Annotated in this window: 21 protein-coding genes and 1 pseudogene; 14 read left to right on the forward strand and 8 right to left on the reverse strand. The window is 72.8% G+C overall.

Annotation, left to right across the window (positions count from 1 at the left end; translation table 11 throughout):
- Nucleotides 1–16 precede the first annotated feature (16 nt).
- From AB0937_RS00950 to AB0937_RS00995, 10 genes are all read left to right on the forward strand, one after another.
- A complete protein-coding gene (locus tag AB0937_RS00950) occupies nucleotides 17–430 on the forward strand; it encodes a DUF3151 domain-containing protein (protein ID WP_190198187.1) in 414 nt (137 codons plus the stop codon).
- A gap of 169 nt (nucleotides 431–599) precedes the next feature.
- Nucleotides 600–1430 carry a tryptophan 2,3-dioxygenase family protein gene (locus AB0937_RS00955; RefSeq protein ID WP_366708826.1) on the forward strand — a complete coding sequence of 277 codons (831 nt, stop codon included), beginning with the start codon at nucleotides 600–602 and terminating at the stop codon, nucleotides 1428–1430.
- On the forward strand, nucleotides 1423–2661 hold the full coding sequence (gene kynU, locus AB0937_RS00960; protein WP_366708827.1) for a kynureninase: 1239 nt from the start codon (nucleotides 1423–1425) through the stop codon (nucleotides 2659–2661). The genes AB0937_RS00955 and kynU overlap by 8 nt, the downstream gene beginning before the upstream one ends.
- Before the next feature lie 174 nt (nucleotides 2662–2835).
- Entirely contained in the window at nucleotides 2836–3699 is an 864-nt protein-coding gene (locus AB0937_RS00965; RefSeq protein WP_366708828.1) for an alpha/beta hydrolase, read from the forward strand.
- 196 nt (nucleotides 3700–3895) lie between these two features.
- Nucleotides 3896–4894 (forward strand): alpha/beta hydrolase, encoded by a 999-nt coding sequence (locus tag AB0937_RS00970; protein ID WP_366708829.1) that lies wholly within the window; start codon nucleotides 3896–3898, stop codon nucleotides 4892–4894.
- Nucleotides 4887–6143: an acyltransferase gene (locus AB0937_RS00975; RefSeq protein WP_366708830.1), complete on the forward strand. Its 1257-nt coding sequence runs from the start codon at nucleotides 4887–4889 to the stop codon at nucleotides 6141–6143. The genes AB0937_RS00970 and AB0937_RS00975 overlap by 8 nt, the downstream gene beginning before the upstream one ends.
- Before the next feature lie 13 nt (nucleotides 6144–6156).
- Nucleotides 6157–7512, forward strand: a complete 1356-nt coding sequence (locus tag AB0937_RS00980; RefSeq protein WP_366709325.1) for a sensor histidine kinase — start codon at nucleotides 6157–6159, stop codon at nucleotides 7510–7512.
- Nucleotides 7509–8192, forward strand: a complete 684-nt coding sequence (locus tag AB0937_RS00985) for a response regulator transcription factor (RefSeq protein WP_366708831.1) — start codon at nucleotides 7509–7511, stop codon at nucleotides 8190–8192. Before AB0937_RS00980 ends, AB0937_RS00985 begins: the two co-directional genes overlap by 4 nt.
- Nucleotides 8193–8291: 99 nt before the next feature.
- Nucleotides 8292–9632, forward strand: coding sequence for a histidine kinase (locus AB0937_RS00990; RefSeq protein WP_366708832.1), 1341 nt, complete (start codon nucleotides 8292–8294; stop codon nucleotides 9630–9632).
- The gene (locus AB0937_RS00995) at nucleotides 9629–10294 is read left to right on the forward strand and encodes a response regulator transcription factor (RefSeq protein WP_366708833.1); all 666 of its coding nucleotides are present in this window, start codon (nucleotides 9629–9631) and stop codon (nucleotides 10292–10294) included. The genes AB0937_RS00990 and AB0937_RS00995 overlap by 4 nt, the downstream gene beginning before the upstream one ends.
- A gap of 52 nt (nucleotides 10295–10346) precedes the next feature.
- On the opposite strand, the gene AB0937_RS01000 is transcribed toward AB0937_RS00995, so the two are convergent.
- Nucleotides 10347–10724, reverse strand: a complete 378-nt coding sequence (locus AB0937_RS01000; RefSeq protein WP_366708834.1) for an SH3 domain-containing protein — start codon at nucleotides 10722–10724, stop codon at nucleotides 10347–10349.
- A 140-nt stretch (nucleotides 10725–10864) separates the two neighbouring features.
- Here AB0937_RS01000 and AB0937_RS01005 point away from each other — a divergent pair, with 140 nt between their 5' ends.
- A complete protein-coding gene (locus tag AB0937_RS01005) occupies nucleotides 10865–12070 on the forward strand; it encodes a cytochrome P450 (RefSeq protein WP_366708835.1) in 1206 nt (401 codons plus the stop codon).
- On the opposite strand, the gene AB0937_RS01010 is transcribed toward AB0937_RS01005, so the two are convergent.
- On the reverse strand, nucleotides 12071–13669 hold the full coding sequence (locus AB0937_RS01010) for an ABC transporter permease (protein WP_366708836.1): 1599 nt from the start codon (nucleotides 13667–13669) through the stop codon (nucleotides 12071–12073).
- Nucleotides 13666–14571 carry an ABC transporter ATP-binding protein gene (locus AB0937_RS01015; RefSeq protein WP_366708837.1) on the reverse strand — a complete coding sequence of 302 codons (906 nt, stop codon included), beginning with the start codon at nucleotides 14569–14571 and terminating at the stop codon, nucleotides 13666–13668. The genes AB0937_RS01010 and AB0937_RS01015 overlap by 4 nt, the downstream gene beginning before the upstream one ends.
- A gap of 74 nt (nucleotides 14572–14645) precedes the next feature.
- Here AB0937_RS01015 and AB0937_RS01020 point away from each other — a divergent pair, with 74 nt between their 5' ends.
- Entirely contained in the window at nucleotides 14646–15152 is a 507-nt protein-coding gene (locus tag AB0937_RS01020; protein ID WP_366708838.1) for a MarR family transcriptional regulator, read from the forward strand.
- A gap of 44 nt (nucleotides 15153–15196) precedes the next feature.
- Here the strand turns inward: AB0937_RS01020 and AB0937_RS01025 are convergent, their stop codons facing one another.
- Nucleotides 15197–16078 (reverse strand): diacylglycerol kinase family protein, encoded by an 882-nt coding sequence (locus tag AB0937_RS01025; protein ID WP_366708839.1) that lies wholly within the window; start codon nucleotides 16076–16078, stop codon nucleotides 15197–15199.
- Between the two features lie 185 nt (nucleotides 16079–16263).
- On the opposite strand from AB0937_RS01025, the gene AB0937_RS01030 reads away from it, so the two are divergent.
- The gene (locus tag AB0937_RS01030) at nucleotides 16264–17547 is read left to right on the forward strand and encodes an adenylosuccinate synthase (protein ID WP_053670473.1); all 1284 of its coding nucleotides are present in this window, start codon (nucleotides 16264–16266) and stop codon (nucleotides 17545–17547) included.
- 136 nt (nucleotides 17548–17683) lie between these two features.
- Here AB0937_RS01030 and AB0937_RS01035 read toward each other — a convergent pair.
- Nucleotides 17684–18013 (reverse strand): annotated as a pseudogene (locus tag AB0937_RS01035) (SMP-30/gluconolactonase/LRE family protein); the annotation flags it as partial.
- Nucleotides 18014–18082: 69 nt separating this feature from the next.
- Here AB0937_RS01035 and AB0937_RS01040 point away from each other — a divergent pair.
- Complete coding sequence (locus AB0937_RS01040; RefSeq protein ID WP_031109636.1) at nucleotides 18083–18376, forward strand: hypothetical protein; 294 nt, start codon at nucleotides 18083–18085, stop codon at nucleotides 18374–18376.
- Nucleotides 18377–18385: 9 nt separating this feature from the next.
- On the opposite strand, the gene AB0937_RS01045 is transcribed toward AB0937_RS01040, so the two are convergent.
- The 3 genes from AB0937_RS01045 to AB0937_RS01055 form a co-directional block, all read right to left on the reverse strand.
- Nucleotides 18386–19036, reverse strand: coding sequence for a hypothetical protein (locus AB0937_RS01045; protein ID WP_234849520.1), 651 nt, complete (start codon nucleotides 19034–19036; stop codon nucleotides 18386–18388).
- A gap of 121 nt (nucleotides 19037–19157) precedes the next feature.
- On the reverse strand, nucleotides 19158–19859 hold the full coding sequence (locus tag AB0937_RS01050; protein WP_366708840.1) for a GntR family transcriptional regulator: 702 nt from the start codon (nucleotides 19857–19859) through the stop codon (nucleotides 19158–19160).
- Between the two features lie 142 nt (nucleotides 19860–20001).
- Entirely contained in the window at nucleotides 20002–21357 is a 1356-nt protein-coding gene (locus AB0937_RS01055; protein WP_366708841.1) for an aspartate aminotransferase family protein, read from the reverse strand.
- Between the last annotated feature and the right edge of the window lie 24 nt (nucleotides 21358–21381).

Below are 21381 nucleotides of genomic sequence, written 5' to 3' on the forward strand. Positions count from 1 at the left end.
GCCTCAGACTTGAGGCATGTCCATTCACGAGAACCTGCTCGGGGGCCCGCCCCCGACCCACCTCCCCGATGACCCCGGGCCGCGGGAAATGCTCGCGGCGGGCGCCGCGTCCGTCGAGGTCGCCGGTGCGCATCCCACCTCCTCGCTCGCCTGGGCGCAGCTCGCCGACGAGGCGTTCGAGCGGGGCGCGGCCGTGGAGTCCTACGCGTACGCCCGCACGGGCTACCACCGCGGCCTGGACGCGCTGCGCCGCAACGGCTGGAAGGGCCACGGCCCGGTGCCGTGGGAGCACGAGCCGAACCGCGGCTTCCTGCGTGCCCTGCACGCCCTCGCCCGCGCCGCGCAGGCGATCGGCGAGCAGGAGGAGTACGAGCGCTGCTCCCAGTTCCTGAAGGACTCCTCGCCGACGGCGGCGCAGGTCCTGGGCTGAGACACGGCCGGTGTACGCGAGGCCCGTCCGCATGAGGCGGGCCTCGCGGTTTCGGGGGACGATTGCGTTTCGCAGGACGATTGCGCAAGATGCCCCCTGGGGACCGGGGCCCCCGTGTCGGATTCGGCAGGGGCGGACCGCTACCCGGAGTTATACGCAGGAGACAGCGATGTCCCACGAGGCTCACGAGCCCGAGACCCCGCATCTCGACTTCCACGGCACGACGCCGTACGAGGACTACGTCAAGGCGGACGTACTCACCCACCTCCAGCACACCCTCTCCGACGACCCCGGGGAGATGGTCTTCCTGGTGACGACCCAGGTGATGGAGCTGTGGTTCACCGTCATCGTCCACGAGTGGGAGACGGCGGCAGGCGCGCTCAGGGGGGACGACATCCCCACCGCCATCGCCGCGCTCAAGAGGTCCGTCCGCGAACTGGAGGCGCTCAACCACTCCTGGAAGCCGCTGGCCCAGCTCACGCCGGCCCAGTTCAACTCGTACCGCAGCGCCCTCGGCGAGGGCTCGGGCTTCCAGTCGGCGATGTACCGGCGCATGGAGTTCCTGCTCGGTGACAAGTCCGCGTCGATGCTCGTCCCGCACCGGGGCGCGCCGCGCGTGCACGCCGAGCTGGAGAAGGCGCTGCACGAGCCGAGCCTGTACGACGAGGTCGTGCGGCTGCTGGCGCGGCGCGGGCACGACATCCCGGAGGCCGTGCTGCGGCGGGACGTCTCGCGCCGCTACGAGCCGTCGCCGCAGGTGGAGGCGGCCTGGACGGCCGTCTACTCGGGCGACGAGAGCGACGAGGTCGCCCGGCTGGGCGAGGCGCTGAGCGATGTCGCCGAGCTGGTGTGGCGCTGGCGCAACGACCACCTGGTCGCCACCCGTCGCGCGATGGGCGCCAAGACCGGCACGGGCGGCTCGGCGGGAGTGGCCTGGCTGGAGAAGCGGGCGCAGAAGAACGTGTTCCCCGAGCTGTGGACGGCGCGGTCCTATGTCTGAGCCGACCGGGTCGACCGAGCCGCCCGAGCTGTCCGAGCGTGCGCGGAAGCTGGACGCCGTCGACGAACTGGGCGGCAAGCGCAGGGAGTTCGTCCTCGACACTGCGCCCGATGGTGCGGCTGACGCCGCGGGCGTCTACCTCGACGGCAACTCGCTGGGCGCGCTGCCCGCCGTGGTCCCCGGCAGGGTCGAGGACGTCGTACGCCGCCAGTGGGGCGAGCTGCGCATCCGGTCCTGGGAGGAGAGCGGCTGGTGGACGGCGCCCGAGCGGATCGGTGACCGGATCGCCCCGCTGGTCGGGGCGGCGTCCGGGCAGATCGTCGTGGGCGACTCCACCAGCGTCAACGTCTTCAAGGCGCTGGTGGGCGCGGTGCGGATGGCCGGGGAGGGCCGGGACGAGATCCTCGTCGACGCGACGACCTTCCCCACCGACGGCTACATCGCCGAGTCCGCCGCCCGCATGACCGGCTGCACGCTGCGGCCCGTGGCCCCGGAGGACGTGCCGGGCACGCTGGGCGAGCGCACCGCGGCCGTGCTCCTCAACCACGTCGACTACCGCACGGGCCGGCTGCACGACCTGCCCGCGCTGACGGCGGCCGCGCACGAGGCCGGGGCGGTCGCCGTCTGGGACCTGTGCCACAGCGCGGGCGCACTGCCGGTCGGGCTCGACGAGCACGGCGTGGACCTCGCGGTCGGCTGCACCTACAAGTACCTGAACGGCGGACCCGGTTCACCGGCGTACCTGTACGTGCGGCGGGAGCTGCAGGACCGCTTCGACTCGCCGCTGCCCGGCTGGAACTCGCACGTCGAGCCGTTCGGGATGCGCACCGGCTACGAACCTGCCCCCGGCGCCCCGCGCGGCCGGGTCGGTACGCCCGACATCCTGTCCATGCTCGCCCTGGAGGCGGCCCTCGAGGTCTGGGACGGGGTGCCGGTCGAGGCGGTGCGGGCCAAGTCCCTGGCGCTGACGGACTTCTTCCTGGAGTGCGTGGCGGCGTATGTGCCCGCGGGCCGGGTGGAGTGCCTGACGCCGGTGGCGCACGCGGAGCGGGGCAGCCAGATCGCGCTGCGCTGTGACGACGCGGGTGCCGTGATGAAGCGTCTGATCGAGCAGGGCGTGGTGGGTGACTTCCGGGCGCCGGACGTGCTGCGGTTCGGCTTCACCCCGCTGTACGTCGGGTTCGCCGACGTGGAGCGGGCGGCGCGGGTGCTGGCGCGGACGCTGGCCTGAGCGGCGGCGGGCCGGGACGGCCCTGTGGTGTCCCGGCCCGCGACGACCCGTCCGAGCTTCACCGAGCGTGACATCTGCATGTCGGCGCATGTCACGTGCCTGGTACCGTCCCGGCCAACGGCTGACCCCCTCAACCGGTCTGCCCCGTACGGTTCATCGCTGGAGGGCTGGAGCATGACGGACGACGTCGCAGCAGCACGGGCCGCTGCCGAGGAGAAGTCGGCCTTCTCCCACGCGCCCGTCGACCCCGACGCCACCGCGGCCTACGGCGACCACCCGGACCAGGTGATCGACTTCTTCGCACCGCGCCGGGCGGGCGGCCCCGGGCGGGCCCCGGTCGTCGTCGCGCTGCACGGCGGTGCCTGGCGGGCGCCGTACGACCGGCGTCACCTCAGCCCCTTCGCCGACGTCCTCGCCCGCCGCGGGTTCGCCGTGGCCAGCGTCGAGTACCGGCGCGGCGGCGACGGCGACTCGGTCGCGGGCCGCTGGCCGGACACGTTCGACGACGTCGCCGCGGCGCTGGACGCCCTTCCCGCGCTGGTACGGGAAGTGCTGCCGCAGGCCGACCCGCGCCGTACGGTCCTCACCGGTCACTCGGCGGGCGGGCATCTCGCCCTGTGGGGCGCCGCCCGGCACGTCCTGCCGGCCGGCTCGCCCTGGCGCAGCGGCAGTCCGGTGTCGCTGCGCGGTGTCGTCGCCCTCGCCCCGATCGCGGATCTGGCCGTCGCCGACAAGCTGGACGTGTGCGGCGGTGCCGCTCGCCAACTCCTGGGCGGGGACGAGCACTTCGCCGAGCGGCAGCCGTACGCGGACCCGTCGCTGCTGCTGCCCACCGGCATCGCCACCACGCTGGTCCAGGGCCGCACGGATCTCGACGTGCCGCAGGCGGTCGCCGAGTCGTACGCGGAGGCGGCGGCGAAGGCCGGGGAGATGGTGGGGGTGACGCTCCTGGAGGACGTCGGGCACTTCCCGCTGATCGACCCGGCGGCGGACGCGTGCGCGGTCGTCGTGGAGGAGATCGCGCAACTGGCCTGGTGAGCGGCGCGCACCGCACGGCTTTCCGCCTGTACGGCGGCGCCCTCCGCCGGCCCGGGGACCGGTCCCCGGTCATACCCGTAGTACCTGAGAGCTACGCCGCAGGTGAGTTCCCCGGTGGGACGCGGACGAGGCCTCCTGATCCGTAACTTCCCTTTCACGCAGGCCCGATGGACGGGTGCGCTGGAGGGGGGCGACCATGGGGTCCGCGCCGCAGTACCACCATGACGGCGGCAGGCGCCGCGCCGGCCGATGGCGCCGTGCCGCGCTCGCCGCCCTCGTCACGGGTGCGGTGGTGTTCCCCCTCTCCGCGGCCGTACGCCCGCAGACCCCCGCCCCGGCCCCCTCCTCCCTCGCACCGCTGCGCGCGTCGACGCTCGACCGGGCCTACGCGGCCAACCGGGCCAACGCCGCCGAGGCGGCCCGTATGGCGGCGGCCCACCACGACCGGGCCCGAGCCACGACGGATCGTCAACTGGCTTCTTCGAAACGGCACTTGCTCCGCTTCGACGGTCGCGGCCCCGGCCTGGTGACGGAGGTCCTCGGCGACCTCGCCCGGGCCGGCCGCATCGCCGTCCTGGTCCCCGGCTCCGACACGAGCCTCGACACCTACGGCCGGTTCCGCGCGGCGGCCGTCGCCCTGCACCGGCAGCTCACCCGGCAGGCCCCGGCGGGCACCCGCACCGCGGTCGTGGCCTGGCTGGGCTACGAGACGCCGGGCACGGTCAGCACGACGGTCACCACGACCGGCAGGGCGGAGCAGGCGGCCCCGCGGCTCCGGGCACTCGTCGGCGATCTGCGGGCCGTGGCGGGCCCCGGAGCGCGTATCGCGCTGCTGTGCCACTCCTACGGCTCGGTGGTCTGCGGCCGCTCCGCCGCCGGGCTCGCCGTCGACGACATCGCGCTCGTCGGCAGCCCCGGCACCGGCGCGGACTCCGCCGCCGGGCTGCACACCCGGGCCCGTGTCTGGGCGGCCCGGGGCGCCGACGACTGGGTGGAGCACGTACCGCACCTCAGCGTGGACCTCTTCGGTGCCACCGCCGGCTTCGGTACGGACCCCGTCTCCCCGGCCTTCGGCGCCCGGGTCTTCGCGGCCGGCGACGCCGGCCACAGCGAGTACTTCAGCCCCGGCTCGGCCTCCCTGACCAACCTGGCCCGGATCGTCCTGGGCGAGACCAAGGCGGTGACCCATGACTGACATCGGCGTACGCGCGGTCCGGCAGGGAGTGTGCCGGGGCGCCGGCCGCGTCGGCGCGGCCACCCCGCCCGGCCGCGACCGGGCCGTGGACGCCCTGCGGGCCGCCGCCGTCCTCGGTGTCGTCCTGGGCCACTGGTTCGTCACGGCCCTGGTGTCCGACGGCCGCACCCTGCGCACGGCGAGCCCGCTGCAGCACATGCCGTGGCTGGCCCCCGTCTCCTGGATGCTTCAGACGCTCGCCGTGTTCTTCCTGGTCGGGGGGCATGTCGCCACCCGCGGTCACGCCTCGGCGCGGGCCCGTGGTGTCCCGTACCACCGGTGGCTGACGGACCGGCTGTCCCGGCTGTTCAGGCCGGTCGCCGCCGTCCTCGGCCTGTGGACGGTCGCCGCCGTCGCGCTGCTGCTGTCGGGCACCGAATACGGCACGGTGCGGACCTTGGTGAAACTGGCCCTGTCCCCGATGTGGTTCCTCCTGGTGTTCGCCTGCCTGACCGCGGCGACCCCGCTGCTGGCCCGGCTCAACCCGCTGTGGCCGCTGGCCGTCGTGCTGCACGTGGACCTGCTGCGCTTCGGCCTCGGCGGCCCCTCCTGGCTGGGCTGGGTGAACGTGCTGGCGGCCTGGACGGTGCCGTACACGCTGGGCGCGGCCTGGACCCGCGGTGAGCTGGAGGGCCGCCGGGCGGGCTGGACCCTGCTCGTCGGCGGTGCGGCGGCGACCGCGGTGCTCGTCGCGTGGGCGGGCTATCCGGCCGCCATGGTCGGTGTCCCGGGCCAGGGCCTGTCGAACCTGAATCCGCCGACACTGGCCGTCGTCACGTTCGGCCTGGCCCAGTGCGGTGCCGCCCTGCTGCTGCGCGATCGGCTGCGGCACGCGATGCGACGGCCCGTGGCGTGGGCGGCGGTGGCGCTCGTCAACCTGTCCGCGATGACCGTCTTCCTCTGGCACCAGACGGCCATGATGGCGACGACCGCCACGGGCCTCCTCGCGGGCAGGCTGCCGGGCCTGCACACGCCGCCCGACAGTCTCGGCTGGGTCGGGTTTCGGCTGCTGTGGCTGCCGGTGTTCGCGTCGGCCCTCGCCGTCTGCTGGGCCGCCTTCCGCTTCTTCGAACGCGGCGGTACTGGGCGGAGCGGCATCGGGCGGACCGGCGGCGGGCGGACCGGCGGCGGACGGGAGCGCGCCTCGCGGGTGGTGCGGGCGCACCGTCCGTCCGGCCGGGACGCAGCGGCACGGGCGCGCCATGTCTAGGCTGAGCCGCGTGATGGACACGGGGGTGGGCCGCGCGCTGCGAGCGCGCGTCACAGGCTGGTTGCGGGGTGTGTGCGAGGACCTGTGGACCGTCCGGGTCGATCCGCTGCCGCCGTCGACATGGCTGCGGTGGCTGCCGCACGGGTTGGTGTGTCTGGCCGCCTTCGGCGTCACGCTCGGCGGCACGGGCGACATGACGGGCAATGGGCATCTTCCTTCCGGCCTCGCCCTCCTGATCGCGGGCGGGCAGGGCGGCGCCATGGTGCTGGGACTGTGGCGGCCGGTGCCGGCCTGGTGGCTGTCCCTGGGACTGTTCGCCCTGGGCGCCGCCACGGTGCGCACCCGGATGGGCTTCGACCTGGAGACCTACACCTGGCCCTGGACCGCGGCCGGGATCATCGCCGAGATGCTCGTGCTCCTGCTGCTCGCCCTGCGGGTGCCGACCCGCGCGGCGGTGGCGGCCCTGACGGTGACCTGGCTCGTGACCTACGTCCTGGAGAGTCTGGGGACCGAGGAGCCCTACGACACCACCAGTGTGCTCGCGGTCTCCCTGCTCACCGTCGTCGTGATACTGGGCACCGCCCTGCGCGGCCGCCGCGAGGCCCGCGCGCAACTCGTCGAGCAGACCACCCTCACCGCCGAGGAACGCACCCGGCGCACCCTGCTGGAGGAGCGCAGCCGCATCGCGCGGGAACTGCACGACGTGGTCGCCCACCACATGTCCGTCATCTCCATCCAGGCGCAGGTCGCCCCGCACCTCGTCGAGAACCCGCCCGACGAGCTCCGGGAGAACCTCGCGGGCATCCGGCAGAACGCTCTGGAGGCCCTGATCGAACTGCGCCGCGTCCTGGGCGTGCTCCGCTCGGAGCACTCCGGACCGGAGGAGCCGTTCACCGGCACGGGTGACGGGACCACGCCGCACGCCCCGCAGCCCACGCTCGACCGGCTCGACGTGCTGGTGGAGAACACCCGGGCCGTCGGCCGCGAGGTCGTCACCGACATCCGGGGCGAGCGGCGCCCGCTGCCGCCCGGCGTGGAACTGTCGGCGTACCGGATCGTGCAGGAGGCGCTGAGCAACGCCCTGCGGCACGCGCCCGGCGCGAGGATCACGGTCCGTCTCACCTACGAGACGGACGGCCTGGAAGTGGAGATCGTCAACGGCCGCCCGACCGGGCCGCCCCCGCCGTCGACGGGCGCCGGGCACGGACTGCTCGGCATGCGGGAGCGGGTCGCGATGCTCGGCGGCACGATGACGGCACACCCGTGGCACTGGGACGGTTTCAAGGTCACCGCCTTCCTCCCGGACACCCCGCCCGCCGACACCCCGGGCACCGACCACCGAACCACCCCCCGGAGAGGGACCTCATGACGAGTGGCACCGGCGAACCCATCCGGGTTCTCATCGTCGACGACCAGGCCATGGTCCGGCAGGGCTTCACCGTGCTGCTCGGCATCCAGCCGGACATGGAGGTCGTCGGCGACGCGAAGAGCGGTGAGGGCGGTGTCGCCGCGGCCGCCGAGCTCGTCCCGGACGTCGTGCTGATGGACATCCGCATGCCCGGCATCGGCGGCATCGAGGCCACCGCGCGCATCACCGCGGCCCACCCGGACATGAGGGTGCTGGTGCTCACCACCTTCGACCTCGACGAGTACGTGTACGACGCGCTGCGCGCGGGAGCCTCCGGGTTCCTGCTGAAGGACGCGTCGTCCGAGCAGCTCGCCGAGGCGGTCCGGGTGGTCGCGGCCGGGGAGGCGCTGCTCGCCCCGGTCATCACCCGCAAGCTGATCGCCGAGTTCTCCCGGCTCGACGGCAAGCCCCGCGCCCCGCTGAAGGAACGCGTCGGTGATCTGACCGAGCGGGAGACGGAGGTGCTCTCGCTGATCGCGCAGGGCCTGTCGAACGCGGAGATCGCCCGGCACCTGTTCGTGGCCGAGCAGACGGTGAAGACCCACGTCGGCAGGATCCTGGTGAAGCTGGGCCTGAGGGACCGCACGCAGGCGGCGGTGTTCGCCTACGAGTCGGGTCTGGTGCGGCCGTCGGGCTACTGAGCGGCGGCCGGCGGATCCCCGTAGTACCTGAGAGGGACGCCGGGGAACCCCTCTCACTGGGGACGACCGGGACCTCGGGGGCCGCTTACCGTTCTGTACGTGACCGAGACGACTCAGATGCAGACGACGCCGCCGGGGGGCGGGGCCGTGCCGCGCAGCCCGGAGTACCGGGTGGCGGTGGACTCCCTGCGCGGCCTGCGGCAGGACCTCTTCCAGAACGCCTTCGCCTACCGGCCGCTGGCGGGCCGGCGCACGGACGGGCGGTTCGCCCGGCGGCTGCCCGGCCGCCTGCGCGAGCTCGCGGCCTGGACGCCGCACGCACTGATCGTCGCGGCGGCCCTGATATCCGTGGCGTTCGCCACCGTCGACTCCGGTGGGCCCGCCGCTCTGATGGGTCTGTTCTGCGCGGTTCCGGTGCTGCTGACCATGGTGCGGCCGGTGGGGGCGTTCTGGGCGTCCATGGTGTCCACCCCGATCGTGGCCCTGGTCGGCAGCCGCTGGTTCGAATGGCCGTGGGCGGCCGGCAGCTTCGTCAGTCATCTGACCGTGCTGACGGTCGTGGCGATCCGCACCCGGCCGCGCACGGCCGGGTGGATGTGGGCGCTGACCGCGCTCTACGCGATCATCGCGGACAGCGGCATCGGCCCGACCTCCATGTACGGCAGCAACTCCGGCGCCATGCTGATCGTCTCGGCGCTGTTCCTGCTGTGCGTCACCGTCTGGCACATCCGCCGTCACGCCGAGCAGGAGGTCACCGCCCAGCAGACGGTCACCGCGCACGAGCGCTCCCGCCGCACGCTGCTGGAGGAGCGCACGACGATCGCCCGCGAGCTGCACGACGTCGTCGCCCACCACATGTCGGTGGTCGCCATCCAGGCGGAGGCCGCGCCCTACCGCGTGGACAACCCGCCGCCGGAGCTGGAGAAGGCGTTCGCCACCATCCGGGAGAACGCGGTGGCGGCGCTGACCGAACTGCGCCGCGTCCTGGGCGTCGTCCGCGCCGAGGACTACGAGGCCCCGGACGCCCCGCAGCCGACGCTCGCCGACCTGGAGGGGCTGCTGGCCAATGTGCGGGAGGCCGGGCTGGGCGTCGACAAGGTGGTGACCGGCGCGGTGCGCGAGCTGCCCCAGGGCGTGGAGCTGTCGGCGTACCGCATCGTGCAGGAGGCGCTGAGCAACACCCTGCGGCACGCGCCCGGCGCGAGCGCCCGGGTGGAGATCGGGTACGTGCTGGGCGGCCTGGGCCTGCGCATCGTCAACGGCCCGCCGCCGAATCCGAGCCTGATCAAGCCCTCGCCCGGCGCGGGGCACGGCATCACGGGCATGCGCGAGCGGGTGTCGATGCTGAACGGGGAGATGACGGCGGGCGCGAGCGACGACGGAGGTTACGAGGTGGCGGTGTTCCTGCCGGTCGCCCTGCCGGACGAGGGCGACGCATGACCATCCGCGTCCTGATCGCGGACGATCAGATGATGGTGCGTGAGGGCTTCTCGGTCCTGCTGAACGCGATGCCGGACATCGAGGTCGTCGGCGAGGCGGTGAACGGCCGGGAAGCCGTCGCCAAGGTCCGCGAGCTCGCCCCGGACGTGGTGCTGATGGACATCCGCATGCCCGAACTGAACGGCATCGAGGCGACCCGCGAGATCGTCGCCGCCGACGGCGCGGCGAAGGTGCTGGTGCTCACGACCTTCGACCTCGACGAGTACGTCTACCAGGCGCTGCGCGCGGGTGCCTCCGGCTTCCTGCTCAAGGACGCCTCGGCCCGCCAGCTCGCCGACGGGGTGCGCGTGGTCGCGTCGGGGGAGGCGCTGCTGGCGCCGTCGGTGACCAGGCGGCTGATCACCGAGTTCTCCAAGCTCTCGCAGACCCCGCGCCTGATGCCCTCCGCACAGGCGGCCTACGGGGACCTCACCGACCGGGAGACGGAGGTGCTGGTGCTCATCGCGCAGGGCCTGTCGAACTCGGAGATCGCCGAGCGGCTGGTGGTCGCCGAGTCGACGATCAAGACACACGTCAGCCGGATCCTGGTGAAGCTGGGCCTCAGGGACCGTACGCAGGCGGCGGTGTTCGCCTACGAGGCGCGGCTGGTGACACCGGGCTAGCCGGGGCGCCGCCCGCGGGCCCGCAGGCCCGGGGCGGCGCAGGGGGGCCCGGTCAGTCCAGCTGCATCGGGACGCAGTCGCTCACGTACGACTTGGAGACCCAGCCGGTGGTGCCCTTGGCGATGCCGCTCCTGGACTTCTGGCCGAGCTTCAGCTTGATCCAGGAACCCTTGGTGGCGACCTTCTTGCCCCAGTCGTTCTTGTGGAGCAGGCCCTTGGAGGCGTAGCCGGTGCCGGCGCCCGTGCGGAAGTTCACGCCGCTGCCCTTGTAGACGTAGTAGTACACCCTCGGCTTGCAGGGCATCTCGGCGGCGGTGGCGGCCGGGGCGTTGGCCGCCACCGCACCCGCGGTCAGCGACAGGGCGAGCAGGGCCGAGGCGGCCAGACGGGCGGGGACGCGGGTGCGGAGCGTGGCTCGCTGGTGGGTCATGAACTTCTTTCCGTGTGGGGGAAGTTGCCGCCCGGGCGGCGGCCCGCCCAGCTTAACGATCTTCGTTTCGCCGGTCCGTCCCGACCCGCGTGAAGGAACACCCCTGGTCAGTGGAGGTGATGTGGGGCTAGCGTCCCGGCATGGCTGCCTTCGACCCGTGGGACCCGGCGTTCCTCGCCGACCCCTATCCCGCTTACGCCGAGCTGCGCGCCCGGGGCCGCGTGCACTGGTTCGAGCCGACGAACCAGTGGCTCGTCCCGCACCACGCGGACGTCTCGGCCCTGCTGCGCGACCGGCGCCTGGGCCGGACCTACCAGCACCGCTTCACGCACGAGGAGTTCGGCCGTACGGCGCCCCCGCCGGAGCACGTGCCGTTCCACACCCTCAACGACCACGGGATGCTCGACCTGGAGCCGCCGGACCACACCCGGATCCGCCGGCTGGTGTCGAAGGCGTTCACCCCGCGCACGGTGGAGCGGCTGAAGCCCTATGTGCGGGGCCTGGCCGACGACCTGGCGTCCGCGCTGGTCGCGGCGGGCGGCGGCGACCTGCTGAAGGACGTCGCCGAGCCCCTCCCGGTCGCGGTGATCGCCGAGATGCTCGGCATCCCCGAGTCCGACCGGGCCCCGCTGCGCCCCTGGTCGGCGGACATCTGCGGAATGTACGAGCTGAACCCGTCCGAGGACACGGTGGCCCGGGCGGTCCGCGCGTCGGTCGAGTTCTCCGACTACCTGCGCGACCTGATCGCGGCACGCCGCAAGGAGCCCGGCGACGACCTCATCTCCGGCCTCATCGAAGCCCACGACGAGGGCGACCGGCTCACCGAGCAGGAGATGATCTCCACCTGCGTCCTGCTGCTCAACGCCGGCCACGAGGCCACCGTGAACGCCACGGTCAACGGCTGGTACGCCCTGTTCCGCAACGAGGCGCAGCTGTCGGCCCTCCGCGCGGACCACACCCTGATCCCCTCCGCGATCGAGGAGCTGATGCGCTACGACACCCCGCTCCAGCTCTTCGAACGCTGGGTCCTGGACGAGATCGAGATCGACGGCACGACGATTCCCCGGGGCGCGGAGATCGCCATGCTCTTCGGCTCCGCGAACCACGACCCGGCGGTGTTCCGCGACCCGGCCGCCCTCGACCTGACCCGCACCGACAACCCCCACATCTCCTTCAGCGCCGGCATCCACTACTGCATCGGCGCCCCGCTGGCCCGTATCGAACTGGCGGCGTCGATGGGGGCGTTGCTGGAGAGGGCGCCGGCGCTGAGGCTCGCGGCGGAGCCGGTGCGGAAGCCGAACTTCGTGATCAGGGGCCTGGAGGGGCTGGCCGTGGAGGTGGGCTGATCACACGGTCGTGTCCCGTCGCCGCAGCCCCGCGAGCCCCCCGGCCACCAGCACCACCGCCAGCCCGGTCAGGGCCGGCAGGGGCCCCCACTGCATGGATGCGCCCGGCAGCTTCGGCAGGTGCCCGAACGGGGAGACGTCCAGCACCACCTGCGGCACATCCAGCGCGGGCCCGACCCAGCCGATCAACAGCACCGCCCCGGCGACGCCCCACGCCGCCAGGGCCGCCCGGGGGAGGACGCCGTGCAGCAGCACCGCCACCCCGCCGACCACCCACACCGCCGGAAGCTGCGCCAGGCACGCCCCCAGGACCGGGCCGGTCTGCCTGCCGTAGCCGACGGCGAATCCGGCACCGGCCAGCAGCATGATCAGGGCGGAGCCGCCGAAGGCGATCACCAGATGCCCGGCGGCCCAGCGGAGCCGCCCGACCGCGTTCGCCAGGAGCGGTTCCGCCCGGCCCGAGGTCTCCTCGCCGTGCAGGCGCAGCACCGAGGCCACGATGTACAGGGTCGCGACCAGGCCGAGCATGCCGATCATCGACCCCAGGAACGCGTCCGTCAGCCCGGACCGGCCGCCCATCCGCTCGACGATGCGCCGGGCGTCGGCGTTGCCGCCGACCAGATCGGCCGCGCCCTCGGTCATGCCGCCGTAGACGACCCCGGCGAGGAAGAAGCCGATGCTCCAGCCCAGCACACCGCCGCGCTGCAACCGCCAGGCCAGGGCGCCCGCGCCGGCCAGGCGGCCGGACGCGGGGCCGGGGCGGGTCGGCAGGAAGCTCATGCCGATGTCCCGGCGGCCGGCCAGCGTGTAGGCGACCGCGGCCTGCAGGGCGACCGACACGGCGAGCAGGGCCAGCACCCACCAGCGTTCGGAGGCGTAGGGCCGCAGGTTCTCCAGCCAGCCCAGGGGCGACAGCCAGGTCAGGACCGAGGAGCCGTCGTCCGTGGCCGAGTCGCCCGCGGCGCGCAGGACGAACGCGGCACCCAGGACCGCCGCCGTCAGACCGCGTGCCAGCCGTGCGCTCTCCGTCAGCTGCGCGACGATCGCCGCCATCGTGGCGAAGACCATTCCGGCCGCGGCGATTCCCAGCCCGAGGGCCAGTGCGCCGGTCGTGCCCTGCCCGGCCAGTCCGGCCGTGACCAGCAGCGCCAGCACCGTGTTCGCGACCCCCGCCGCCAGCAGGGCCGCCGTGAGGGAGGCCCGGCGGCCCACCATCCCGGAGGCCACCAGCTCCTGACGGCCGCTCTCCTCCTCGTCCCGGGTGTGCCGCACGACGACCAGCAGACTCATCACGGCGGCCAGGGCACCGGCGTAGATGCCGACCCGCCAGGCCGTCAGGGCGCCCACCGAGTCGCCGAAGACCGGGCCGACCATCGCCCGCAGCGAGGAGTTGGTCTCCATCTGGCGGACCAGGCCGGCGCGTTCGGCCGGGGTGCCGTAGAGGCCTTCCAGCGTGCCGGGCATGGAGAGGACCATGAGCGCGTCGACCGCGATCCACACCGGGATCAGCAGCCGGTCGCGGCGCAGTGCGAACCGCAGCAGCGTGCCCGTGCCGGCGAGTGGGGAAGAGCTGCCGGGCCGTACCGCGATCGCCGTCATCGGGCCACCGCCCCGGCCGTCTCGTCCTGGTAGTGCCGCAGGAAGAGTTCCTCCAGGGTGGGCGGCGTCGACGTCAGCGACCGGATGCCCGACTCGGTCAGCGACCGCAGGACGCCGTCCAGCCGGTCGGTGTCGACCTGGAGCCGGACGCGGTGGCCCCGGACGTCGAGGTCGTGGACGCCGGGCAGGGCCGCGAGCCCGTTCGGCGGACCGGCGAGTTCGGCGACGACGCTGGTGCGGGTCAGATGCCGCAGGTCGGCGAGGGAACCGCTCTCGACCGTACGGCCCTTGCGGATGATGCTCACCCGGTCGCACAGCTCCTCGACCTCGCTGAGGATGTGGGAGGAGAGCAGGACGGTGCGGCCCCGGTCGCGCTCCTCCTCGACGCAGGCCTGGAAGACCTCCTCCATCAGCGGGTCAAGACCCGAGGTCGGCTCGTCCAGGATCAGCAGGTCCACGTCCGAGGCGAACGCGGCGACCAGGGCGACCTTCTGCCGGTTGCCCTTGGAGTAGGTGCGGCCCTTCTTGGTGGGGTCGAGTTCGAAGCGTTCGACCAGCTCCGCACGGCGCCTCGCGTCGAGCCCGCCGCGCAGCCGGCCGTACAGGTCGATGACCTCGCCGCCGGAGAGGTTGCGCCACAGGGTCACGTCGCCGGGGACGTAGGCGATCCGGCGGTGCACCTCCACCGCGTCCCGCCACGGGTCGCGGCCGAGCACCTGCGCGGCACCCGAGTCGGCGCGCAGCAGGCCGAGCAGGACCCGGATGGCGGTGGACTTCCCGGCGCCGTTGGGTCCGAGGAAGCCGTGGACCTCGCCGGCGGCGACCTCCAGGTCGAGCCCGTCGAGCGCATGCGTCCGCCCGAAGGACTTGTGCAGTCCGGAGACGGTGATGGCCTTCGTCATGCTTCAGAACGTACGCTTCTTTCAGAAATTTGTGAAGTTAAGGAACCATGTGAATCACGGTTAGGGTGAATGCCATGACGGAATCAGCCGGTGGCGGCCGGGACGCGCAGGCCGTGTCGAGGTTCGTGGAGTCCTTCGCGGCACAGCTCGTCGAGGCGGGCATGACGCGCATGCCCGCCCGGGTCTTCGCGGCGCTCCTGTCCTCCGACGCGGGCTCGATGACCTCCGCCGAGCTGGGGGAGCAGCTGCGGATCAGTCCCGCTGCGGTGTCCGGGGCGGTGCGCTACCTCGCCCAGACGCACATGGTCTCGCGCGAGCGGGAACCGGGCTCGCGCCGGGAGCGCTACCGGGTGCACGGCGACCAGTGGTACGAGGCCCTGACCAACCGCGAGAACGTGCTGAGGCGCTGGGAGAGCGCCCTGCGCGAGGGCGTCACCAGCCTCGGCCCCGACACCCCGGCCGGCCGTCGCCTGGCCGAGACGCTCGCGTTCTTCGAGTTCATCGAGACCGAACTCGCCGCGCTGATGGAGCGCTGGCGGGAGCACCGGGACAAGACGTTCGGACCGGCCGCCGGGGGCTGACCCACCGCCTGCCGGCACGTCGGTCCGCAAGCGCCCGGCCCGCCTCACCGCCCCGCCGGAACCGTCAGCCCCCACGCAGCCTCCCGCACCACCCACGTCCGGGTCCGCACCGGCCCCGACACCACCGAGTCCGCGCGATAGCGGAAATGCGCCCCGGACACCGTCACCGTGCGGCCCTCCGCCAGCAGCGGTGAGGCCTCCGCGCCCACCGACACCGGTCTGACCTCCACCGACGCCACCCCGGCCGCGGCCGGTGCCACCGACACCGCCTCCACCGGCTGGTCCAGATCGACGAGGGTCTTCCCGTCCACCTCGACCCGCAGCCGCGACGGCCCCGGCTCGGGCGCGGCGGCGAGACGCGAGGGACGGCCCGCGGGCACCAGGGTCCGGACCAGGGACTGGCAGGTCCGCAGCCAGGGCCGGGCCGGTTCGTCGTCCGGCTCCGGCGCGGCCGTCCGCCCGGGCCCGGCCGGGGCGGACGGCAAGGGCGGTATTCGCAGCGCGCCGAGCACCACCCCGTCGCTGTCGTCGACCATCAGGTCCATGCGCCGCTCGACCCCGTCGAGCACCGCCCGAGCCGCCGCCACCGTCCCCGTCGGCACCCCCAGCGACCGGGCCAGGGACAGCGTGCCCCCGACCGGCACCACCGACAGCGGGCATCCGGCCAGCTCCCGGTGGCGGTGCAGCAGCGCCACCGCGCGGATCAGGGTCCGGTCGTCGCCCACCACCACCGGCCGCCGCGAGCCCCGCCGGGCCAGCGCCCGGGCGAACTCCTCCGGCCCGTCCGGCAGGCACAGCTTCATGCCGGCACCCGCGCCGAGCACGTCTTTCGCGATCCGTACGGACTCGCCGTCCGACCTACGGGCGGCCGGGTCGACCACCACCAACAGCTGCTCGGACGTCGCGGAAGTCGCCACCTCGGCCATGCCTCGCTTCCTCGGGTAGCATCTTTGTGCAAGAGCCCCTTGCGCTATTGCGCCAGGGGCTTCGTCTATTCCGGGGCATCCGGTCCGACGGTTGGCGGCCAACGGCGGTCGCGGTGCACGCGGCTGCGATTCTCCGCGTACGCCCTCGACCATGGACATGCCCCGCCCGGAAGGGGTGTACGCGCGTGCCCGCACTTGTGCTGCTCGGTGCTCAGTGGGGTGACGAAGGCAAGGGAAAGGCCACCGACCTTCTCGGTGGCTCCGTGGACTATGTGGTGCGCTACCAGGGCGGCAACAACGCCGGCCACACGGTGGTCGTGGGTGACCAGAAGTACGCACTGCACCTCCTCCCTTCCGGAATCCTGTCTCCCGGCTGTACGCCGGTCATCGGAAACGGCGTCGTCGTCGACCCGTCGGTCCTGCTCTCCGAGCTGAGCGGTCTGAACGAGCGTGGCGTCGACACGTCCAAGCTCCTCCTCAGCGGAAACGCGCACATCATCACCCCGTACAACGTGACGGTGGACAAGGTGACCGAGCGCTTCCTCGGCAAGCGGAAGATCGGTACCACCGGGCGCGGCATCGGCCCGACCTACGCCGACAAGATCAACCGCGTCGGCATCCGCGTGCAGGACCTCTACGACGAGTCGATCCTCACGCAGAAGGTCGAGGCGGCCCTCGACGTCAAGAACCAGGTCCTCACCAAGCTCTACAACCGCCGCGCCATCGCCGTGGACCAGGTGGTCGAGGAGCTGCTGGGCTACGCCGACAAGCTCGCCCCGTACGTCTCCGACACCGTCCTGGTGCTCAACCAGGCGCTGGAGGACGACAAGGTCGTCCTGTTCGAGGGCGGCCAGGGCACGCTGCTCGACATCGACCACGGCACGTACCCCTTCGTCACCTCGTCGAACCCGACCGCGGGCGGCGCCTGCACCGGTGCCGGCGTGGGCCCGACGAAGATCAGCCGGGTCATCGGCATCCTCAAGGCGTACACCACCCGCGTCGGCGCCGGCCCGTTCCCGACCGAGCTGTTCGACGAGGACGGCGAGGCGCTGCGCCGCATCGGCGGCGAGCGTGGTGTCACCACCGGCCGTGACCGCCGCTGCGGCTGGTTCGACGCGGTCATCGCCCGCTACGCGACCCGCGTGAACGGCCTGACCGACTTCTTCCTCACCAAGCTCGACGTCCTCACCGGCTGGGAGCAGATCCCGGTCTGCGTCGCGTACGAGATCGACGGCAAGCGCGTCGAGGAGCTGCCCTACTCGCAGACCGACTTCCACCACGCGAAGCCGGTCTACGAGATGCTGCCGGGCTGGAGCGAGGACATCTCCAAGGCCAAGTCCTTCTCCGACCTGCCGAAGAACGCCCAGGCGTACGTGAAGGCGCTGGAGGAGATGTCCGGCGCCCCGATCTCCGCGATCGGCGTGGGCCCCGGCCGCGACGAGACGATCGAGATCAACTCGTTCCTCTGACCGGTCCCGACGTCCGCGGGCCGCTCCTCGTGCACACGGGGGGCGGCCCGCGTTCCGTCGCAAGTCGCTTCGCGGCGGGCGGTGCAGTCGGCTCCGGAGCAGGCGGTGCAGGTCGCTCCGGGGCGGTCGGCGCAGGTCACTTCGGGGCGGGCGGCTCGCAGACGGCGACGCCCCGTTCCCAGATGCTGCCGAGGATCAGGTGCCCGCCCGCTTCGCAGACGCCGGTGGGCATGCGGTAGCCGGAGTGGCGGCGGCCGAGGTGGTGGACGACGCGGCCCTGGTCGTCGTAGGCCTGGAGGGCGATCGTGCCGACGGGGCGGAACGGGGCGCGTACGGCGGCGGCCCGGACGCCGGGCGCGCTGCGGTGCAGCAGGTCGAGGGCCTGGACGCGGGGCCCGGCGAGCGCGACCCAGATAGGTCCGTCGGGCGTGCCGCGCCAGAGGTTGTCGGGCATGCCCGGAAAGGAGACTTGCCCGGAACCGGCATACGCTGAATTCACACCCCCACGTGCGTCGACCAGAAGAAGGTGACCACGATGCGCGTACTGCTCAAGATGAGCATGGACACCGAGAAGTCCAACGAACTCATCCGGAACGGCACCCTGGGGAAGCTGATCCAGGAGTCGATGGAACAGATCAAGCCCGAAGCGGCCTACTTCACCACCGACCACGGCAAGCGCACCGCCTACGTGTTCTTCGACATGCAGGACAGCTGGCAGATGCCGGTCATCAGCGAGCCCTTCTTCCTCCAGCTGGACGCGGAGATCTCCTACACGCCCGTGATGAACATGGAGGACGTGCAGAAGGGCCTCTCGCAGCTGGGACGGTGAGGCGCCGGCTCAGCTGAAGACGATCATCGACCCCTGGGCCAGACTGCGCGTCACGGCCGCGTGCAGCCCGAGCCACACGTGCCGCTCGCGGGCGAACGGGCTCGGGTCGTACGGGGCGGGAACGGCGGGTTCCTCCAGCTCCGTCGGGGCGAGCGGCGGCTGGGGGGCCGCCGGCGGGTTCGCCGGGTCGATCCCGATGGCCGGGGCGACCAGCTCCAGTTCGCGCAGCAGGGCGTGCGAGGAGCCCAGCGGGCCGCCGCCCGCGAGGAGATCGTCGTCGGCGAGCGGGCCGGGGAAGTCGACCGGGACGTAGGCGCCCGCGTGGTCGTAGTGCCAGACCAGGTGCGACTGCTGGGCCGTCGACTCGAACATCTCCAGCAACTGCTCGTAGTCGCCGCCGAGTTCGTCCACGGGCGTCACCGGCAGGCCGCACACCTGGAGCAGGTAGGCGCGGCGCAGGAAGTGCAGCGCGTCGTAGTCGAAGCCCGCGACCGGGGCGACCTCGCCGGACAGGCCCGGCATGTACTGGTACACCGGCACCGGCGGCAGACCGGCCTCCGCGAGCACCTTGTTGTATTGCGCGAGTTCCTCGGCGAAGGGGTTGTCCGGCGTGTGGCACAACACGTCGACGAGCGGTACCAGCCACAGGTCACAGGCCAAAGAAGGCTCCTCGCTCAGCGCGGTGGTCGGGTAGCACGGTGGTCAAGAAGGGTAGCGGTGCGCCGCTGTCACGGCTCCCGCCGTGCATGTCCCATACCCATACGGACAGCGGCGACGCAGGTCATCGGGAGGCGAGCCGCTCGATGAGGGTGACCGAGTGCGCGTTGTACGCGGCGACGATCGCCCGGGCGGCGTCGTTGTCGCGGTCGATCAGGGCGTCGACCAGCTGGGTGTGACCGGCCCACAGCTCGCCCCGCAGGTCGGTGAGCCGGCGCAGGTGCTGCACCGCGCAGACCCAGGTCTGCACGCGCAGCCGGTGCAGGAAGTCGGCGAGGTAGGGGTTGCCGAAGCAGGCGCCGAGCTCGCGCCAGAAGCGCAGGTCGTAGCCTATGAGGACGGTGAGGTCACCGGCCGCGGCGGCCCGCTGCGCCTCCTCGCCGCGCCTGCGAACCCCGGCGACGACGGCGGCGGACCGGGGATCGTCCGGGCGCACCGCGCCCGGCCGCCCCTCGGCCAGCGCGAGGAACATGCCCTCGATGACAAGCCCGCGGGCCTCGATCATGCCGCGGAAGTCCTCGACCGAGTACTCGCGGACCCTGAAGCCCCGGTGCTGGTCGGCGTCGAGGAGCCCCTGTGCGGAGAGATCGACGAGCGCCTCGCGCACGGGCGTCGCGGACACCCCGTACTGCTCGGCGATCTCCTTGACCGTGAACTCCTGCCCCGGCTGGAGCCGCCCGGCCAGCACCTCGTCACGAAGCGCGTCGGCGATCTGCTGCCGCAGGGTGCTGCGCGTCACGGCGCCGTTGCCGGAGCTGGCGGGCATGGTCGGGGCGTCTCCCTCGTCGCGTTCGGGTGGCGTGCGCGTATATGGATGTCTACGAGCACGCCACCTTACGCGTTCGAATGAGGGGCGAGGCTGCCGGTTACTGACGGGTTTACAGGTGTTTACCGCGCGTACCCGCTGTCTACCGCGTGTGCTCGTCCGCGACCGAGAGCGCCGCGTCCAGCGCCGCCAGGCCCTCCTTGAGCTCGGCCTCGCCGATGTTGCAGGGCGGCACGACGTGTGTCCGGTTCATGTTCACGAAGGGCCACAGGCCGCCCTTCTTCGCGGCGGCGGCGAAGGCGGCCATGGGGGCGTTCGCCTCACCGGCCGCGTTGTACGGCACCAGCGGCTCCCGCGTCTCGCGATCGCGCACCAGCTCCAGCGCCCAGAACATGCCCGTGCCGCGCACCTCGCCGACGCTCGGGTGCCGCTCGGCGAGCGCGCGCAGCTCCGGTCCGACGACGTCGGCGCCCAGCCGGGCCGCGTTCTCGACGACGCCCTCCTCCGCCATCACGTTGATCGTCGCCACCGCCGCCGCGCAGGCCAGCGGGTGCCCGGAGTACGTCAGGCCGCCGGGGTAGGGCCGCTTCCCGAACGTCTCCGCTATCGCGCCGGAGATCGCGACACCGCCCAGCGGCACGTAGCCGCTGTTCACGCCCTTGGCGAAGGTCAGCAGGTCGGGCGTGACGTCGAACAGGTCCGCCGCGAACCACTCACCGGTCCGCCCGAACCCGGCCATGACCTCGTCCAGGACGAAGACGATCCCGTACGTGTCGCACAGCTCCCGCACCCCGGCGAGGTAGCCGGGCGGCGGGACCATGATCCCGGCCGTTCCGGGGACGGTCTCCAGGATGATCGCCGCGACGGTCGAGGGCCCCTCGAAGCGAATCGTCGTCTCCAGGTGCTCCAGCGCCCGCGCGCACTCCTGCTCCTCGGTCTCGGCGTAGAAGCGGGAGCGGTAGAGGTAGGGCGCCCAGAAGTGCACGACCCCGGCCGTGCCGCTGTCGGAGGCCCAGCGGCGCGGGTCGCCGGTGACGTTCACGGCCTGCTGGGTGCCGCCGTGGTACGAGCGGTACGCCGAGAGCACCTTCGGGCGGCCCGTGTGCAGCCGGGCCATCCGGAGGGCGTGCTCGACGGCGTCGGCGCCGCCGTTGGTGAAGAAGATCTTGTCCAGGTCGCCCGGGGTCCGCTCGGCGATCAGCCGGGCCGCCTCCGAGCGCGCCTCGACCGCGAAGGCGGGCGCGAAGGTCGTCATCGTCGCCGCCTGCTCCTGGATCGCGGCGACGACCTTCGGGTGCTGGTAGCCGATGTTCGTGTAGACGAGCCCGCTGGAGAAGTCGAGGTAGCGGCGGCCGTCGTAGTCCCAGAAGTACGACCCCTCGGCACCGGCGACGGCGAGCGGGTCGATGAGCTCCTGCGCGGACCAGGAGTGGAACACGTGGTCACGGTCGGCGGCCTTGACGGCGGCACCGGCTTCGGGGTTCGGCTGAGGGGTCATGCGGGCGAGCGTAGGCACGCGGGA

The sequence above is a fragment of the Streptomyces sp. NPDC047880 genome, from assembly GCF_040706515.1.
GTDB lineage: Bacteria > Actinomycetota > Actinomycetes > Streptomycetales > Streptomycetaceae > Streptomyces.

Coding starts and splice junctions, on each gene's coding strand:
- AB0937_RS01020 (WP_366708838.1), top strand. CDS start 14,646: ATGACGGAATCAGCCGGTGGCGGCCGGGACGCGCAGGCCGTGTCGAGG.
- AB0937_RS01055 (WP_366708841.1), bottom strand. CDS start 21,357: ATGACCCCTCAGCCGAACCCCGAAGCCGGTGCCGCCGTCAAGGCCGCC.
- AB0937_RS01015 (WP_366708837.1), bottom strand. CDS start 14,571: ATGACGAAGGCCATCACCGTCTCCGGACTGCACAAGTCCTTCGGGCGG.
- AB0937_RS01000 (WP_366708834.1), bottom strand. CDS start 10,724: ATGACCCACCAGCGAGCCACGCTCCGCACCCGCGTCCCCGCCCGTCTG.
- AB0937_RS01040 (WP_031109636.1), top strand. CDS start 18,083: ATGCGCGTACTGCTCAAGATGAGCATGGACACCGAGAAGTCCAACGAA.
- AB0937_RS00975 (WP_366708830.1), top strand. CDS start 4,887: ATGACTGACATCGGCGTACGCGCGGTCCGGCAGGGAGTGTGCCGGGGC.
- AB0937_RS00970 (WP_366708829.1), top strand. CDS start 3,896: ATGGGGTCCGCGCCGCAGTACCACCATGACGGCGGCAGGCGCCGCGCC.
- AB0937_RS00950 (WP_190198187.1), top strand. CDS start 17: ATGTCCATTCACGAGAACCTGCTCGGGGGCCCGCCCCCGACCCACCTC.
- kynU (WP_366708827.1), top strand. CDS start 1,423: ATGTCTGAGCCGACCGGGTCGACCGAGCCGCCCGAGCTGTCCGAGCGT.
- AB0937_RS01005 (WP_366708835.1), top strand. CDS start 10,865: ATGGCTGCCTTCGACCCGTGGGACCCGGCGTTCCTCGCCGACCCCTAT.
- AB0937_RS01025 (WP_366708839.1), bottom strand. CDS start 16,078: ATGGCCGAGGTGGCGACTTCCGCGACGTCCGAGCAGCTGTTGGTGGTG.
- AB0937_RS00995 (WP_366708833.1), top strand. CDS start 9,629: ATGACCATCCGCGTCCTGATCGCGGACGATCAGATGATGGTGCGTGAG.
- AB0937_RS00955 (WP_366708826.1), top strand. CDS start 600: ATGTCCCACGAGGCTCACGAGCCCGAGACCCCGCATCTCGACTTCCAC.
- AB0937_RS00985 (WP_366708831.1), top strand. CDS start 7,509: ATGACGAGTGGCACCGGCGAACCCATCCGGGTTCTCATCGTCGACGAC.
- AB0937_RS01050 (WP_366708840.1), bottom strand. CDS start 19,859: ATGCCCGCCAGCTCCGGCAACGGCGCCGTGACGCGCAGCACCCTGCGG.
- AB0937_RS01010 (WP_366708836.1), bottom strand. CDS start 13,669: ATGACGGCGATCGCGGTACGGCCCGGCAGCTCTTCCCCACTCGCCGGC.
- AB0937_RS00980 (WP_366709325.1), top strand. CDS start 6,157: ATGGACACGGGGGTGGGCCGCGCGCTGCGAGCGCGCGTCACAGGCTGG.
- AB0937_RS00965 (WP_366708828.1), top strand. CDS start 2,836: ATGACGGACGACGTCGCAGCAGCACGGGCCGCTGCCGAGGAGAAGTCG.